The sequence below is a fragment of the Blautia sp. AM23-13AC genome (assembly GCF_003435675.1).
GTDB lineage: Bacteria > Bacillota > Clostridia > Lachnospirales > Lachnospiraceae > Fusicatenibacter > Fusicatenibacter saccharivorans.
Window position 1 is genome coordinate 1 of the sequence record NZ_QTUL01000021.1, and the last position, 16,409, is coordinate 16,409.

The 16,409-nt window shown below is 40.5% G+C and carries 17 protein-coding genes and 3 pseudogenes; all 20 read right to left on the reverse strand.

Translation table 11 applies throughout. From position 1 onward, the window contains the following. Nucleotides 1–336: pseudogene (locus tag DW642_RS16075) on the reverse strand (sulfite exporter TauE/SafE family protein); the annotation flags it as partial. 221 nt (nucleotides 337–557) lie between these two features. Next, nucleotides 558–1,583 carry a U32 family peptidase gene (locus DW642_RS15215; RefSeq protein ID WP_117510905.1) on the reverse strand — a complete coding sequence of 342 codons (1,026 nt, stop codon included), beginning with the start codon at nucleotides 1,581–1,583 and terminating at the stop codon, nucleotides 558–560. A 24-nt stretch (nucleotides 1,584–1,607) separates the two neighbouring features. Next, a complete protein-coding gene (locus DW642_RS15220; RefSeq protein WP_117510907.1) occupies nucleotides 1,608–3,872 on the reverse strand; it encodes a S8 family peptidase in 2,265 nt (754 codons plus the stop codon). Continuing rightward, nucleotides 3,865–4,914: an ATP-binding protein gene (locus tag DW642_RS15225; RefSeq protein WP_117510909.1), complete on the reverse strand. Its 1,050-nt coding sequence runs from the start codon at nucleotides 4,912–4,914 to the stop codon at nucleotides 3,865–3,867. Before DW642_RS15225 ends, DW642_RS15220 begins: the two co-directional genes overlap by 8 nt. A gap of 190 nt (nucleotides 4,915–5,104) precedes the next feature. After that, on the reverse strand, nucleotides 5,105–5,509 hold the full coding sequence (gene tnpB / locus DW642_RS15230; protein WP_256359699.1) for an IS66 family insertion sequence element accessory protein TnpB: 405 nt from the start codon (nucleotides 5,507–5,509) through the stop codon (nucleotides 5,105–5,107). A 34-nt stretch (nucleotides 5,510–5,543) separates the two neighbouring features. Continuing rightward, a complete protein-coding gene (gene istB / locus DW642_RS15235; protein WP_117510913.1) occupies nucleotides 5,544–6,320 on the reverse strand; it encodes an IS21-like element helper ATPase IstB in 777 nt (258 codons plus the stop codon). A gap of 6 nt (nucleotides 6,321–6,326) precedes the next feature. Then, nucleotides 6,327–7,013, reverse strand: a pseudogene (locus DW642_RS15240) (Mu transposase domain-containing protein); the annotation flags it as partial. 26 nt (nucleotides 7,014–7,039) lie between these two features. After that, nucleotides 7,040–7,126, reverse strand: a pseudogene (locus tag DW642_RS16700) (DNA cytosine methyltransferase); the annotation flags it as partial. Nucleotides 7,127–7,227: 101 nt separating this feature from the next. After that, complete coding sequence (locus tag DW642_RS15250; RefSeq protein WP_117510915.1) at nucleotides 7,228–8,025, reverse strand: hypothetical protein; 798 nt, start codon at nucleotides 8,023–8,025, stop codon at nucleotides 7,228–7,230. Continuing rightward, nucleotides 8,025–9,470, reverse strand: coding sequence for an AAA family ATPase (locus DW642_RS15255; protein ID WP_117510947.1), 1,446 nt, complete (start codon nucleotides 9,468–9,470; stop codon nucleotides 8,025–8,027). The genes DW642_RS15250 and DW642_RS15255 overlap by 1 nt, the downstream gene beginning before the upstream one ends. A gap of 231 nt (nucleotides 9,471–9,701) precedes the next feature. Continuing rightward, a complete protein-coding gene (locus DW642_RS15260; protein ID WP_117510917.1) occupies nucleotides 9,702–10,481 on the reverse strand; it encodes an ATP-binding protein in 780 nt (259 codons plus the stop codon). A 12-nt stretch (nucleotides 10,482–10,493) separates the two neighbouring features. Continuing rightward, the gene (locus DW642_RS16365; RefSeq protein WP_242991210.1) at nucleotides 10,494–11,093 is read right to left on the reverse strand and encodes a Mu transposase domain-containing protein; all 600 of its coding nucleotides are present in this window, start codon (nucleotides 11,091–11,093) and stop codon (nucleotides 10,494–10,496) included. Nucleotides 11,094–11,173: 80 nt separating this feature from the next. Next, nucleotides 11,174–12,049, reverse strand: coding sequence for a transposase (locus DW642_RS16370; RefSeq protein ID WP_242991211.1), 876 nt, complete (start codon nucleotides 12,047–12,049; stop codon nucleotides 11,174–11,176). 111 nt (nucleotides 12,050–12,160) lie between these two features. After that, nucleotides 12,161–13,120 carry a relaxase/mobilization nuclease domain-containing protein gene (locus tag DW642_RS15270; RefSeq protein ID WP_330410168.1) on the reverse strand — a complete coding sequence of 320 codons (960 nt, stop codon included), beginning with the start codon at nucleotides 13,118–13,120 and terminating at the stop codon, nucleotides 12,161–12,163. A 13-nt stretch (nucleotides 13,121–13,133) separates the two neighbouring features. Next, a complete protein-coding gene (gene mobC / locus DW642_RS15275) occupies nucleotides 13,134–13,325 on the reverse strand; it encodes a plasmid mobilization relaxosome protein MobC (RefSeq protein WP_242991212.1) in 192 nt (63 codons plus the stop codon). Continuing rightward, nucleotides 13,270–13,401: a hypothetical protein gene (locus DW642_RS16430; protein WP_256359700.1), complete on the reverse strand. Its 132-nt coding sequence runs from the start codon at nucleotides 13,399–13,401 to the stop codon at nucleotides 13,270–13,272. Before DW642_RS16430 ends, mobC begins: the two co-directional genes overlap by 56 nt. Nucleotides 13,402–13,489: 88 nt before the next feature. Continuing rightward, the gene (locus DW642_RS15280; RefSeq protein ID WP_117510919.1) at nucleotides 13,490–13,807 is read right to left on the reverse strand and encodes a DEAD/DEAH box helicase; all 318 of its coding nucleotides are present in this window, start codon (nucleotides 13,805–13,807) and stop codon (nucleotides 13,490–13,492) included. Beyond that, entirely contained in the window at nucleotides 13,729–15,252 is a 1,524-nt protein-coding gene (locus DW642_RS15285) for a DEAD/DEAH box helicase (RefSeq protein ID WP_117510921.1), read from the reverse strand. Before DW642_RS15285 ends, DW642_RS15280 begins: the two co-directional genes overlap by 79 nt. Then, nucleotides 15,216–15,809, reverse strand: coding sequence for a class I SAM-dependent methyltransferase (locus DW642_RS15290; RefSeq protein ID WP_117510923.1), 594 nt, complete (start codon nucleotides 15,807–15,809; stop codon nucleotides 15,216–15,218). Before DW642_RS15290 ends, DW642_RS15285 begins: the two co-directional genes overlap by 37 nt. A gap of 136 nt (nucleotides 15,810–15,945) precedes the next feature. Beyond that, a complete protein-coding gene (locus DW642_RS15295; protein ID WP_117510925.1) occupies nucleotides 15,946–16,404 on the reverse strand; it encodes a very short patch repair endonuclease in 459 nt (152 codons plus the stop codon). Between the last annotated feature and the right edge of the window lie 5 nt (nucleotides 16,405–16,409).

The window sequence follows — 16,409 nt, forward strand, 5'->3', positions numbered from 1 at the left end:
TTGACTTTTTATTTGCAGGCTAAAGTAACGAGAATGCGACGCGCCGTTTTCAATCAGAGAAAGAGTTTGATGCACGCGATCGCAATCGAAGCCACAGCCACGATCCGTTTCAGCAGCGTCTGGTTGATTTTCGTTGCATTTTTGCTTCCGGTAAAGACACCGATGCCATGTGCGACCAGGAGCACCGGCAAGCGCGCCGACAAAACTTCCGGCCGAAAGCACACCTGCCGTTTTCAGGTCAAGGTTCCCGCTCTTATAATAATTTACCGATCCCAGAATGCCTGAAATCAGAAATGCTGCAAAGCTAATTTCCCTGAAAAAAGGAAAAATCGCCATGACACTGGAGCAGTATCATCTGGCGCAGAAGACGATTCATCATTATGTTAATTATTAAAGCGTGCTGGGAAAACATTTCTCATTACGTTCTCCACTATTTCTTTAGATTAAGAAAGACCCTGCATACGCAGAGCCTTTCTTACATTTTCTTTCGAGGACTAACCCTTGATACAAAAATATGTCAATCCCAAATGCATTACTTCAGAAAGAGTTGACATATTTTATCTGACATAGCACATGTGACTGCATCCATTTGGAAAAAGCTCTGCTTTCATCGCTCGGATATATTCTTCTTCCGTAGAAGAATCCTCCAGAATCTCCAGCGTGCGGCGCAGATTTCGGATATCACGCTCCATAAAATCGGTATAATTTCCCCGGCCTACCAGCTTCAGATGAGTGATTCCAGCATCGGAAAGCTGTTTTAATGTACACAGGCCGCAGCCGGTTGCGCCGCAGAGGTAACCATCTTCCGATACAGGATTCATCAGTTCTGATGCAGAATCCCATTCGGATATAGAAATATTTTCTCCCGGACGATTTTTTTCTTGTTTTTCTAATTTAGATTCTGAAAACGACATCGGTTTCTTCCAGTAAGGAACCCGGCAAAGATATCCCATTTCATCGCAGTGCAGGGAATTGCAGAAAGCACCACTGAACTGGCACAGTTCATTCAAAGCAAATGCCTCGAACTCCGTTGGATAAGTCCATTCTTTTCGAGCGGCTTCTTTCTGCGCAGTTATATGCCGAATCACTGCACGCATTTCCGAGATCGTATTTTTGCGCTGGAAAATGATCCTCTTCGGGTATTCTTTCGCAAAAACCTCTGTCATCGCAGAATTCACCGTTCCCAAATCCCCGCTCAGATGCACCTCACAGTCGATCTTTTCTTTTCGCAGGTACACAAGCAGCGCGGGATCCGCAAGAATATAACTGTCAAACCCTATGCTGCGGCACTGTTGGATGATCTGCGTAATTTCTTCATACTGTTCCTGCCGGTAATACAGCGAATTGAACGCCAGATGCACTGGCTTCTGGTATTTCTGCACCATATTGGCCAGAATTTCCAGTTCACTGAACGATCCAATTTGTACGTTATAGTTTAAAACCTCTCTCCGATTCAGCGGCAGAACCGTTCCGTATTTTTCTGACCAGGAAAACGGAACGTAACCGCAGAACAGCTCGTCTGCTCCGGCGCGGACGTAACGGGGATAGTCATCAATGGAGCCGAGGCCTGATGTGATTTTCATAAGTTAAATCCTTTCGCTTGCGCCTCATTCAAATTCAATCTCTTCCTCCGCCTTAGCATACAAATCCAGCTGATTTTCAATATCAAGTCTCTGAACCAGCCAACCTCTTGCAAGACACATCTTCACAAAATCGTCTATACGATTTACTCCATTCATCTCTTTTAACGTTACAACCACACCAAACGGAAGAGAATCTTTTCTTTTCTGCAAGCATTCTTTCGTATTAATCTTAAGTCCCCATAACCCAGAATCATAAGCCTTTCGGGGAACCCTTTTTTCTTTTATTTTTTCACTGATATGTTTCACATTATCCCATTTGCGATACATTTTTCTTGCATCTTCTTCGTACAAAGTAATCTGTTTCTCTTCAGACTGTCGATTGTCATCAATTGCTTTAATCATGGTTGACCCTCTTTTGGCAACAACTCTGCCAAACTGAATATCCATTTCTGTACTCGTATAGTCAACACCCTGTTTGCGATCGCACTGTGGAAAATATGCCAGGGTGGCTCTTGCATAAAACGGGTGCGCATGATCTACAACAGGCACTGGCAGATTATAAGTATAAGTTTCATATTCCTCCGATGCCCCTGTCATAATGAAACGTATTTCATCATCCGGTGTTTTTAAAACCTCATTAATATGCTTTGGCACAACACCATATCCGATTCTATGTGAAATATCATCTCTTCGATTCCATCCGGCAGCTGCATCAATCAGCAATGCTTTCGCCACTTCCCGGCTTAATCCCATAATATGAATCAAATATGCCAGTTTACGTGAAATCCATGGCGCTGCAAATGAAGTTCCCGCTACGTATGCTGCTCCCATATCGTCTTTGCATACCACCATTTTATCTGTATAGACCGTTCCATCACCACCATAATAACTGACATCCGGTTTATGAAAAAACGACAGAACAGGTCCAATCCTGGTATAAGAAGCAGAGTTTCCTGCAAAATCCACAGCATTAACCACCATAGAATTCAGGGAATCTGCCGGAGATCCAATTCTCATATTCTTTTTGGTAACTCCTGCCGGAATATTTGTACCTGCTACCACAAAAATAACATCATATTCACTCTGAATACGATCCAGCTCTGCAGCCTCCGGCGAAATAAAATTTGGTTTGATTTCAAGTTTTGATCCCAGCGATAAATTCCAGACTTTAATATCTCGATTGGACGCAACAATATTTCGGATCATTTTCAGAACAGTAAAAGAACTAAATCCGTTATTTGTTGCCACTCCAAAATGTCTTACGCGAAATCTGCCGCAGCCATCCGCAAGCTCCGGGTTTCCCTGTGGACCATCTACGATAATATAGCTGACAGCTGTTCCGTGTTCATAATCTTTCCTGGACAGAGGAATATTAGGATCCAAAAGATTTTTATATTCAACCCACTCGTGAAAATACACTTTTTCATTGAACTGTGTATCTATCACACCTATGACCGGTTCGTTCTGTGGATGTGGGATTAATAATCCGGCATCCTCTTCCATATCCTCATACGCATCTAACACATCGTCTCTTGAAATCTCAGAGAAGTCTGTAACTCCCATAGCGATCAGATACGACGCATTGTTATATAGCAATTTAACTTCGTCTGGATTCAGTCTTAAAGTAGTTCCGTCTATGATGCGATCATCTACAATATCAATTCCGAATTTTGAAAGAAGTCTTTTTGTATCCACCCCTGTCTGATAGATGGTAATGATTGCTTCTTCTGTTATTTCCTCCGTTGCTCTGTCGATATCAAATCGTTCCACATAAAAGCCGTCAACCATGGTTTTCAGAAAACTGGTTTTGGGTACTTCATTAAAATGATATTTTTCGCCTAATTCTTCTATTACTTCACTAGGAACAGAACCTTTATAATACTGTTCTATGATAGACGCTGTCTTTTTTAAAACATCGATAGATTTTTCAATTGCCTGCAAGGAAACAAAATGCGTAAAAACATGTTTTTGCACTTCATTTCCTTTTTGATCTGGCTCCCAGACAAATTTGGCCCCTCGAATTGATTCTGTCGGTGATTTTCCATTTTCTGACAGTAGAATTTTCAACCGGTTGCTTTTGGCAACAATATGCTTATAATGTACACTTACCAGGGCACCACGAATATCCTTGTTTTCCGTCCAATATACAAGTATTCTTTCCAGCTGCTTTTCCAACTCACGTAAATGTGATGCAGAAACACTTTTCCCTTTTGGAAGCTTAGGTGATCCCGGTCTGGAACGATTTGATCTTTGTTCGAATCTTCCTTTTAACTGTAAAATACTATTCATCCCTTACACCTTCTTTTAAATCACGAGCCACGCTGCTTTTGGAACGTCCAACCAATATTTCCATTTCTCTCACTGTGAATTTCTGACTCTGCAGTTTTTTCAGATCGTCTGGTTTTTCATTACATACTGCATAGTATAACCGTCTAAAATAATCCATGCCGTCTTTCGGATTACTAAAGGCAACCGACGTCCTGATCAAATTTTTCAGTTCGCCTGGATATGGTAATTTGGACATCAATTTCATAATTTTCCGAAACAGGCGAATATCTCTATTTGCAAGTTTCAGCTTATCCAGATAACGATCCAGCATCTGCTCAGCAATAGAAAGAAGATCTTCCTGCGAATAACGGTTAAAATCAATCACAGAATCAAACCTTCTTATCAATGCCCTGTCAAAATACTGGTAAAGATTTGTTGTTGCAATCAAAACAACATCTTCATTCATTCGGTCAAACTCTTTTAACATTGTTGATGTAGCCCGCCCCATTTCTCTTAAATCGTTTTGGTTCGTGCGATCCAATGCCAATGCATCGATTTCATCAAATAGAACAATCACCTTATCCGGTTGAGCAAATTGGTTGATTTCTTTAAATAACATAGACAGATTCTTCTGTGTCTGACCAAGCTTACTATCTATAACAGAAGAAAAATCCACCATAAAAATCTCTCTGTTTAAGATTCTTGCCAATTGTTTTACTGCTTCCGTTTTTCCTGTTCCAGGCGCTCCCTGAAAAAGGAACTTATTAATTCCAATGTGATGCTCAATTGCATTAACTATCCCTATTAAATCACCTGTAATTTCATCCGGAAGTAATAACATATCCGTATTCGCTTCTATTTTTTCAAAAAAAGGAGAAACATTCTCTGATACCTGCGGCACAAACGTATTAGCATTTGATAATAATGACATAATATACTCAGCCAGTTGATAATCGCCGGATGCATCAAAATCCTTTGCTATTTCATAAGCTTCACTGCGAAAACCAACATCATTTTTTTCGGTATAATACTTAATTAAACTTATAACACTTTTCTTCTTCATACTATGCACCCCATTTTTATTCGCTGTCCTTTTTATATCACGTTGGGACAATTTTGTCAATATTGGGACAGTTTATCTTTTATAGCAAAAAAGCAGCCCACATAGGCTGCTTTTTTGTTTATAGATTTTTAACCACCACTTTACATCGTTTACTCTTTTTCGCATTTTTATTTTCAGCATTTTGCACAAACTACAGGATAGTGGGTGTTTCTTTTAATTCAGAAATCGGATGGCGCGCAACAATCTCCAGACACTGCATCAGCATGTGGTACTGTTCTTCTGTGATGGCCATTGCCTCGTCCGCAGAGCGTGGCCATCGGAATGCACCATTGTCGAGTCTTTTGTACATAAGGAGAAACCCGTCTCCTTCCCAAAGTAATGCCTTGATCCGATCGCATTTTCGCCCACAAAAGAGAAACAGCGTATTTTTATCATAAGGATCCAGTTGAAACTGAAACCGGACGATGTTTGCAAGACCATTAATCCCACGCCGGAGATCCGTAAATCCCATCGCCAGATAAACTTTTTTAAAACCGGAAGCATCTGTGAATATTCCTGTGCGGCGGAGCCGCCAGTCCAGTGTGGCGTGAGCCACCTATCCAGACGGACTGAGCCACATAGGTTATGAATTATTCGCGTAGATTTTTAGCCAAACCGTATACTTCTCTCATGGATCTGTCATGCTCAGCATCAATACTTGTGATGTTGATGCGATAACTGTCATGAGCTATTCGGTCGATGATTGCGTCAGCAAGAGGACTGGCATCACCACCAAGCTGATCATACCATTCCTCGAATTCATACTGGGAGCAGAAAATCGTTGAAGATTTCTTGCGTCTCCTGTGGAGCAGTTCGAAGATATCCCTCTGTTCTGAATCCGTTGGTTTCAACAGAAGCCATTCATCCAGAATCAGGACAACAGGATTGGCATACTTAGCCATAACTTTTTTGTAGTTGCCATCAGTCCGTGCCATCTCCAGATCAATAAGCAGATCAGGAAGACGGACATACTTGGTATTGAAATACTGCTTACAAGCCTCCATGCCAAAGGCACAGGCCATGTAAGTTTTACCGCAGCCTGTAGCACCGGTGATAAAGAGATTCCGGTGTTCAGATATATATTCGCAAGTTACAAGCCGGTTAATAAGATCCTTGTTAAGCTTGCGCCCGGAAGTGTAGTTGATATCCATGATACTTGCTTCCGGCTGGTCGAATCCAGCGTTACGGATTAGTCGTTTCTGACGATTGTTTTTACGATTGCTGTATTCGATGTCCACCAGCATACCGAAGCGATCCTCAAAAGGTATTTCTTTAAATTTGGGATCATCAAGCTGGTTACGAAATGCATCTGCCATAGTGGTAAGAAGCATTTCAATTAATTTATCAATTGTACTCTGATTGGTCATATGTGTTTACCTCCGATAGTAATCGGAACCTCTCGTGATGCCGTGTGTTTTATGTGTGGTTTTTGATTCAGTAGTTTCTGGTTCCGGTTTCACAGAACCGGTTACAAGGATGTTCTTTATGCTCTTGTAACTGGGCGAAGATGTATAGGATAACGCCTTTTTACAGGCTGCTTGAGGCAATGCATCTGAGTATTTCTCAGCAAGCTTCAGAAGTCCCATACAACTTCGGTAGGTCTGTTGTTCCACACGTTTGGAGGTCAGTATTGCATTGACCACAGTGTACGTATTTATGCCAATCCGCTCAGCCCATTTGCGGAACCGGTCGCCGTTCCATTCCAGATATTTCTGATGGTCTTCCGGCATATGTTCCGTGACCGTGCTGTACTGCCCGAGGCGTCCTTTCAGACGACGGTGGGAAGCAATGCGGCTATGGTTGTAGAAAATTTCAATAGTGGTATCTGTTACCTTTACATCAACTTTCTTTTTGATGTATTCATAAGGAACGGAGTATAGCATTCCGTCTACAGATATGTGATAATTGAACTGGACGGTGGCTGTCTTCCAGTCGATCAGTTCAAAACGGGTAGCAGGTAATGGTGCCAGCAATGGTTTTTCTTCCTCAAGAAACAAGCTTTGCCGACTGCCCTCTTTCTTTTGAAAGAGCCTTTGGTTGAACAGTCTTTTATTTCTAATGTTAGAACACATTTTGTATTATAGCCGGCTTTTTTGAAGGCCTGCTCAAACCCAAGCCTAATACCTCCCATTCCTGAAAATAAATCTATGAACTTAACCACCTTTTTAGGCATCGGTTTATTCCTCCAACATAATAATCATTTTTTTAATGCATATAAAAGTCCTGCAATCAAGGAAATACAACTTAATTACAGAACCCTTTCTCATCCGCATTTTAACTCTCTGCTTCCTCAAATAGCTTAGTAAGCAAAACATTCAAATTGGTGTGTCTATGCAATGAATTATTTCCTTTTTTTATAAAATCCCAAGATTCCTCATAACTCATATTCTTTACTGCATCAGGATCACCTGCTATTTCTTTAACAAATCCTTCAACATCACCAATGTAGTTTCTTGCAAATGTATCAGCCAAGTTTCTTTTCATTCTGTAATCCAGATTTGCAGAATGGTGTAAGAAATGATCAAGATTACTTGAAAAATAATACACAGAGTATGGCACTGTTTTCTGCTTGACTTTTATAGTTGAACACTTACTTAAATATGTAAGGTTTTCACTTTTTTGCTGATTTCTCAGTTTTATCTTTTCAACATCTAAGCAAGCAATCTCATCATCTTTATAGAATGGTGATTCTTCCTCTTGCAAAGAAGAATCCTCTACAATACACTCATCAGAAATATATGCACCATCAGTATCAACGATTTGAATTATTTCTGTAATATCCTTTGGCAAAATCTTTTCTCTGTCAAAGAAATCATCCAAGAACAGAGTGTATATTGCGTCCTCTATATTATTGGGATGAACCCAATAGTTTTTCCCCTGCTTATCTGTGTAACGGCTTGTTGTAATATCTCCGCCTTTCTCCTCATCTTCCCGACGAATCACCGGAAAATAGACTTCGATATCCTCATCAATCTGATCATATAACTCTGGGATAGCAAGCTTCAGAGCCTCTCGGTCAGATTTGCCTTCAACTAGAAATAGCACAATCTTCCTCTTTGGCCTTTTTCCCATTAACGCAATCCTCCTGCCTTCTTAAGTGCAGCTATAATCTTAAATTTCTTTGTCTTATTGTAGATTTCTTCTTCCTGTTCACAAAGGATTATTTCTCTAAAATAAGTATCTCTAAGATTATTTGTTGCAGATATATTTTTCAAACGAATATATCTGTTCTGAGGATTTGTCGTAGTAAAATACAAGAACTTTTTATTTATTACTTCCAACGGTCTAAGGTTATGGGATGTAAAAATAAACTGTCCTTTTCCAGACTCTTCCATAGACTGAAGAATTTCGCCTAGCAAGTACTCAAATATACCTGCATCAAATTCATCAATTGCCACAGTTACAGACTGTTCATTAAACGCCGCTATAATTAAACTCAGAACAGAGATGATTTTTCTAACACCATCCGATTCATCTCGCAACGGCAATTCCTTTCCATCTCTATATGCAGTCAGCATAGTAACAGTTGCAGCTTCCCCATCTTTATCTAAAGTTTGAGAAATCTCCTTAAAACCGATAGACAATCCCGGAACTAGCTGGGTTAATACCGAACTAATATCACTCAGTTCTTCACAAAGATGTTCTAAATCCTCATTATCAATAACCATAGGTCTTCGTGCATCAAACATCATTCTTCTAGATCTTGTATAAATAGGAAGTGCAAAGTTTAAGCGAATAAATCCCGATGATTTTGTATCAATAACAAACAGGAAATGTCTTGCAAATAATCGAAGTTCTATTAATACTCTGAAGAATAATGACTTGTTATCATTTTCCTCAAATATTTTAAGCGTATCCGTCATAAAAATGAAAGATCTCGAATTGCTACGCGCAAGCTGTTTGTTTACTTCAAGAGAAACTAAAGTTTTCTTCCCAACACCAGCAATTTCTTTTCTTTTTGTAGTTGGTTTAAACGGAGAATCTTCTGATGATGTATCGATAATCGCCTGTCTTTTCGATGCATCTTCCCACAACAACGAAAACTTTTCATCAAAAATAACAACTTTACACTCTTCTTCAGGTATTTCAAATTCCTCTGGAGCATCTTTATAGCGTTCTCTAATCTCTTCCGCTGTTAATTTTTGACTTGACATGCGGAATGAATAAGCCGCTTCACGTATAGCCCCATCTGGATACTGCAAATCAAAAACAAACTCCAACTCTGAAAACTCTTTGCCAGCGGCAACGCAATCAGCATATACACTCGGAACTGTGGCACCGGCCATTAATTCCTGCAAAATTGCTAATGCTTCAATAAAAGAAGTCTTTCCTGATCCGTTTTGTCCATATATACCGAGAATATCAGATTCTGTGTTGTATGGAATAAACTGTCTTCCACAGTTAAAAGTGATTTCTCCATAACCAACGCTCTTAAAATCTTTCAATATTACTTTTTTTATTCTAACAGTAGGTAAATTATCACCATGTTCTTCTGTTATAAAATCATGTTCGCTCATAATACACCTCACATATTTGTAGCTCCTATAGAACATTATACACGCCTCCAGTTATTTGTCAAGCAGAATCTATATTTTATATTTTTTACTCGATTTTTGCATTTTGATTACAGTTTTATTTTCCTTTTATATTAGAATATGCCCATTTGCATATTCCGCAAGAACTGCGCATCCGTTCCAGAGGAACGGAGCGCCATTCCGCTTTAAACTGAGCAAAGCTCAGCACGTTTATTAGTTACCATTATTTACTCTGCGATCCCTGCCAGGAAATTCAAGACGATATGCTTTGGATGTCATTCGGCTTAAGCAGGCATCCGCGTAGGTGGAATCCCCAAAAAGCTGATACCATCCGGATACTGGAATCTGTGAGATAATAATAGTTGCCTTGCGGCAGTCTCTGGACTCGATGATTTCAAATAAATCGCGGCATTTCTCGATGTCCAGATCCATTAAGCCGAAATCATCTATCACCATGAGATCATAAGCTGCCATTTCATTCGAATACTCAAAGTAAGTACCTTCCTGCCTGGCATGATCTGATTCCTTTAAGAGTGTGTTCGCACGTATGTATTTAACAGTACGGTTCTGATGCATTGCTGTGATACATAAGGCGCAGGCGATGTGCGTTTTCCCAGCACCGGCCCCTCCGGTCATCAGCAGGTTATTCGGCTCATCGATCCAATCACACTTGGCCAGAAGTTCTATGACGTGTGTATTCAGCTGACGTTCTGGATCATAGATTGAACTGTCAAGATCAGCTGCAGGATATTTCAGGGTCGCTTTCTTCATGAGACGTTTAAACTTTTTACTCTCACGCTGATCCCACTCCTGATTTACAATAGCAGCAAAGCGGACTTCAAATGGTTCGAGACCTGTGTTTGGTTCCAGAAGCTGCTTTTCAAATGCTTCAGCCATACCGGACATGCGAAGTTTATACAGCCGGTCCATGAGTATGTTCTGTTCCTTTGTGAGTTTATCGTTATAAAGATAGTCTTTTAATCTGTATGCCATAGTACGTCACCCTTACTTATAGTAGTCCTTTCCTCTGATATTTTCATGATTAGGCAGTGTTCCTGGTGAATGCTCGGGGAGTTCCTTCACATCCATCTTTTTCAGCATCTGCTTGAAGGTAAAATATTTACAGGAATTGATCTCTATACATTTACGGGCAACTTCTTCAGCAGCACCTTTCGGGATTACTTTTACTTTATGCAGGATACCTGCACAGGCATTATAAGACTGCTCTTCATGTTTCGATGATTTAAGGAGTCTGTCAATCAGTTCTGACATTGCAGGACCAATGGCAGAAGCCCAGCGGCGGTAATAATTACCATCCTTTGCATTGACTTCTTTATAATAAAGGTGTTCTGGCGGCATATGTTCATCTACTGTGATATACAGCGGAAACTCCCTATAAGACCGCTTATGTGTACAGATCAGCCGATTATACTGATCACAGATCCGGATCTCTGATGCGGTTGCTTTCAGGATTGCAGGCTTGCCACAGTAAGAGTACAATACGGAGTAGTAGTGGCCGTCATACTCGATGTGGTAGTTGTTGGGAACTTTTAGGACCGCTTTATAGTCGCAAGCCGTGTAACATCCGCCTGGCAGTGGTTTCATACATGGTTTGTCATACTTTTCGAAAGCATCCTGTCTTGAGAAGTCCTTGCCTTGAAAAGATCGTTTATTGAGGACTGCTACTATTTTTTTATTTCAGCATTTAGGTCTTCAAATGATACATATATCTTTTCTTTCAGTTTCTCAACCAGGTGTATTTCAAGATAACGTACATGATTTTCAACTGTAGGCTTGCCTTTCGGCTTTCTAGCGGGTGGTGGAAGAACTATAGTTTCATAGAAATCTTCCAGATCTGCAAATGTAGACTGCAGGATAAGTTCATCCTTTGTGTGCTTGGTTACAGCAGTTCGCAGGTTATCGGGCACAAAGTATTTCGTAACAGCACCATAAAATGAAACAGCATGGGCACAGCCTTCTATAAAACATGGGAGCTTCTCATTTGGAAAAGCTTCTGCATAGATCAGACTGCTGACTCCAAGAGTGGTCGCAAAGATATGGACTTTTTTGATCTCGCCCGTTTCGGTATCTGTTAACAGTTCCGGCTGATCACCGACCCAGTCGATATACATCTTTTCACCCGGGATTCGGTTTACGGCCATGGATACCTTCTGGCCACCATAGTTTTCTGCTATGAATCGGTTGAAGTATTCGTAAAACTGTGACTTATCATAACCATCAGGATTCTTTTCTTTATAATCCAGCCAACAGAACGAAATGTTCATGCGGCTCCCTGGTGCATGGATTCTGTCATAGTAATACTGGAAATCTGGAAGTGGGACATCTTTCCTCTGTAGATTTTTCTGCGGATAGAAAAGGTTCTCAACTTCCTTAGGTGCCATCATTCGGAGTTCCTCGATTGGGATTCCGTTGGCATGGTATCGGCTCATGATCAGATTTAATGTACCTGAGCCAATCTTGTAACGGTCCATAACGGACCTGGTCTGGCATCCATTCAAACGCATCTGGATGGAGCCGATAATCGTGTTGTAGTCTTGCATAGTTATGCCTCCTTTCGCAATCATTTGATGACTACGAAAGAACTATAACACGTTGAAAACTTATTGATCAGCTGAAGCGGAAATGCGTTCAGTTACATCCAGAAAGGCTGATCAGTTCTTAGCGGAATGCGTGGTCCGATGAGCCGGAATTTGCACCATTTCACAGAAAAATACTCGTATATTATTCCGAGCATTCTTCTTGCTATTTATTCTTTCTTGAATATCCACCACCAGGTCAAACTTCCGTTTTTCTGATTTCACAACTTTCTGATCAGATGCTTTTTCTTTTTTCTCAGGTAATTCTTTCTCTCCGGCAATTATTTTTTTCAGATTTTCTTCTGTATAATCTTCTCCCAGAGAACGGAATCTGATAAAACGCTTCTGCTCGTTTCCACATATTGCAGTATGCTTTCCACGTTTAATCTCATACCCTTCCTGCTGCAATAATTTCAGAAGCACTTCAAAATCTTCCGGCTTCTGCTCCAGACACCTCAGAATATCTTCCCGGATGACATCCCTCATACTGATCCGTTCCGGGTACTTTGTTCTCCTTTGTCTCTCACTCGGTTTTACTTTCGGAATGATGGAAAGTCCATGCTCCAGACAGATAATGTCGCTGAGTCTCTGCAAAGCAATTCCCGAAAACCAGAAGTCACGAAACTTCCGGTCACAGTCCAGATTGGTAGAATTGAAAATGATATGATTATGAATATGCGCCCGGTCCACATGCGTTGCCACGATAAAAGCATGCTTCCCTTTAGTGAATCTCATACCGGTTTCATACCCTACTTCATTTGCTTCCTCCGGTGTAATTTCTCCCGGCTTGAAAGACTGGCGGATCTGATATGCAAGTACATCTCCCTTAGGCTGCCGCCATGTTTTATGCAGATATTCTTTTTTTGCCTGAGCAAATTCCAGATCAACCAGCTCCGGATTACACTGATAAGATGAGATATATTTTCCATCTTCTGTCTTGTCCCCGTTCATTGCATAATCTGTTCTGTCTTTCAGACACTGCATCACGCTCCGTCCTTTGTTCTGATGCATTGCTATCAGTTTTGTTGCCGCCATTCTCTCACCTGCCTTACATAATTGCTGTTAATCTGTCCAGCACTTTTCTCATTTCCTGTAAGATTTCCTTCTGATTATTTTTCAATTCTTCAATATCCTCATGGTAAATGCTAACTGTTTCATTTGCTTTTTTTGCATACTGATTCAGATTATTTCCTGATATCTGTAGCAGCCTTAATATTTCTTTTAGATCCGACAGATCCATTACTATCACGCTTCATTATTTTTTCAAGTTCCTCTGGTGTAGCCCAGATATGAATGTCTTTGGTTCTTTCTAACATTCTCCAATTTCCCTTTCAAAACAACATCCCGGAATCGGTTTTCTCTCTGGAACAGGAAGCTGTGGTGTTGTCTATCTGCTCTGTTCTTTCAGTTTCTCCAATACAGGCAGAGCTTGATCATGGCGCCGTACTCATCGACTACGTCAATCACAATCACATTTTTCTTGGTGTCCGTTTTCCGCAGTCCCCTTCCGACCTGCTGCAGATAAAGAACCTTGGAAAGCGTAGGCCTTGCCATCACCAGAATGCCGAGTTCCGGATAATCCCATCCCTCTGAAATCATATTGCAGGCACACAGGAAACGAATTTCCTTTTCTTTGAACGCTTTCATAACAGAACTTTGATTTTTTGTCTGCCTTGTGTAGCTGGCCGCTGAAATATTTGCCTTATTAAGGAGCTTTGCCATTTCGTTCGCATGCGCAACATGACACAAAAAACAACACCCTGTCTCGTGCCCGCTTCGCCAGACGTAAAATACTCTGAAAGTACGTGGACAATCAGCTCATTTCTTGAAGTGACCCGGATTCTTTTCTCCAGATCCGCATTGACATAATCCCGCCCATTAAACCTTACACTGGAAAGATCAAGATTCGTTTCAATCCGGTAAACATTCGCTTTCGCGACCACTCCCTTTTCCATCGCTTCTTTTAAGGATAACGAAGTCGTATACGATCCAAACACCGTTTCCAGCTTTCTTTTATCCGGCCGCTGATCCGTCGCCGTCAGGCCTATCGTAAAAGCTGTCCGATAGTATTGCACGACTCTTTTCAGCACTGGCGCAACCGCATGATGTGCTTCATCCACGACAAGATAATTGTAATAGTCCGGTGCAGTGTCCGTATAATGTCTGGCCGCGAAGGCATACGTTCGAATATCAATCTTATCTTTTAACTCTGGCAGCGAAGCCTTTATTCTTTCTTCCCAGTCCAGCAAAAGATTGACTCCCGGAACCAGAATCAGGCCACGGAACTTTTGTTTTCCTTCTGCGAATGTCTGTAAATCTTCTTCCACAATTTTCGATTTTCCCGCTGCTGTAGGCAGCACAATCAAAAATGCTTTGATACCCGCTTCTCTGCGCTTTTGTATTTCCTGCAGGCTGACAGTCTGATGTTCATACAGCTCAACTTTTCTTTCAACTTTAATTCCGTCATCCACAAAATTCGAAGAATCTTTTCCAAAATACTGTTTGATATCATCCTCAATCCGACTGGCAAATTCGCAATCCTCTTTGGAAAAGCGAAATAATTTGATCCCCCACAGGGCACACGTATTTTGTTTCTTGAGCTGATTGCGATATTTTTCCTCTCCAATAATTTGCGGATGATGGTAATCAAGGCCGTTTTCTTCGATCGCATATTTCTGATCCTTTGTTCTGACAAAATAATCGAGAAAATAATTCCTTCCATTTTCATCACAAATTCCATATTCCCGCGTCAGATATCTCAGCGCATTCATTCCATAAACACTTGAAAAATTCTCTTCGAAATGAATTTCCAGCGGAGAAGCATCGGCCTGCTCGCTCCGATCTCCTGTGTTTCGTATATAACCGCCTTCCAGGACAATTCCATCTTTGGCAAGATATGAATCCAGATTTTCCCGCGCATATCCCAGAAAACGAAACACCCTTTGAAAGCGATGCATATAATCATTCTGCTTCTCCGTAATCAGCATATAGGGAAAAACCGGCTCTTTTGGCTCATGAGAGCAGATACCATCATCAATAACAACCATATCTATCCCATTATCATAAAACCGGGAAATTCCACCATTTGGATAACACACCTGTTCCCGAAATCTAAAATCTGCGTGTTCTGCTAGAAACCTGTCTTTTTCAATATCAGATTCAGCCACTTTTCCTTCTCCCTTCCCGGTCTTACATCATCCGTAATCCACTCTTCTTCTATTCGGATCTGCTCCACATCCTTGATAAAATCAGAAAAAGTATCCGGTGTGAAATCCGTAAAAAAACGGCCGTTTCTTTCGCCTTCAAACGTTCCATATTTAAAGGAGGTATAAATAATCCCATTAGTGTCCAACGCTGTTACCATCTTATGGAATACCATTTTTAATTCTTTTTTCGGTAAATGCAGAATCGATGAACACGCCCAGATACCGTCATATTGATTCATCTCATCCAAATCCTGAAATATCATGTTTTTTACCGGAATACCGGTATAGGCACTGGCGTATTTGCACAGTTCTTCTGAACCGTCCATCGCCGTAACAGCAAGACCGTTTCCAAGAAAATACTTCGTGTCTCTTCCGGAGCCACAGCCGAAATCCAGCACTCTCTTTCCCGGCAGAACGTTTAAAAATTTATCCTGCGTCTTCTGGAAATCTACAGAAACAGTACCCTGTATGAAAGATGAGGCATTTTGGTTGTAATAAGCGATTGTTTTGGTTTCCATATTGTGATGATCTCCTTGATAGAAAATGTAAAGTATGTGCTGTGCAAAACTGTTTTCTCTTTATTCAAACCGAAAACACTTCTTCAGACATTTTATAGATACTTACTTGTCAAGTTCGTTATATGCACTTTCTATTTTAATCGTATTCTAAAGAATCACTATCCTGATTTTCCATTTGCATATCAAAAATGGCTTCTTCTATAACTTTTACGCATTCATCTGTATTTTTCTTTATATCTTTTCCCCAAAATCTAATTACTGTCCATCCCATAAATAAGAGTTTCTTGTTTATTTCATCGTCTCGCTCTCTGTTTCTAGAAATCTTTGCCACCCAATATTCACTATTATTTCCTTTTTCTAGTTTGGGTTTTAAAACTTCCCAGTCCTTTCCGTGGAAAAATTCACCATCACAGAAAATAACAATTTTATATTTTGTCAGTACGATATCCGGTTTTCCAGGAAGTTCTTTATAATTCTTTCTATACCGGTATCCTTTATTCCACAAAGCTTTTCTTAATATCGTTTCTATCTTTGTATTATCAGACCTTATATGCTGCATATTTTTCTTTCTTTGATCTGGTGTTAAGTTATCCATGTCTA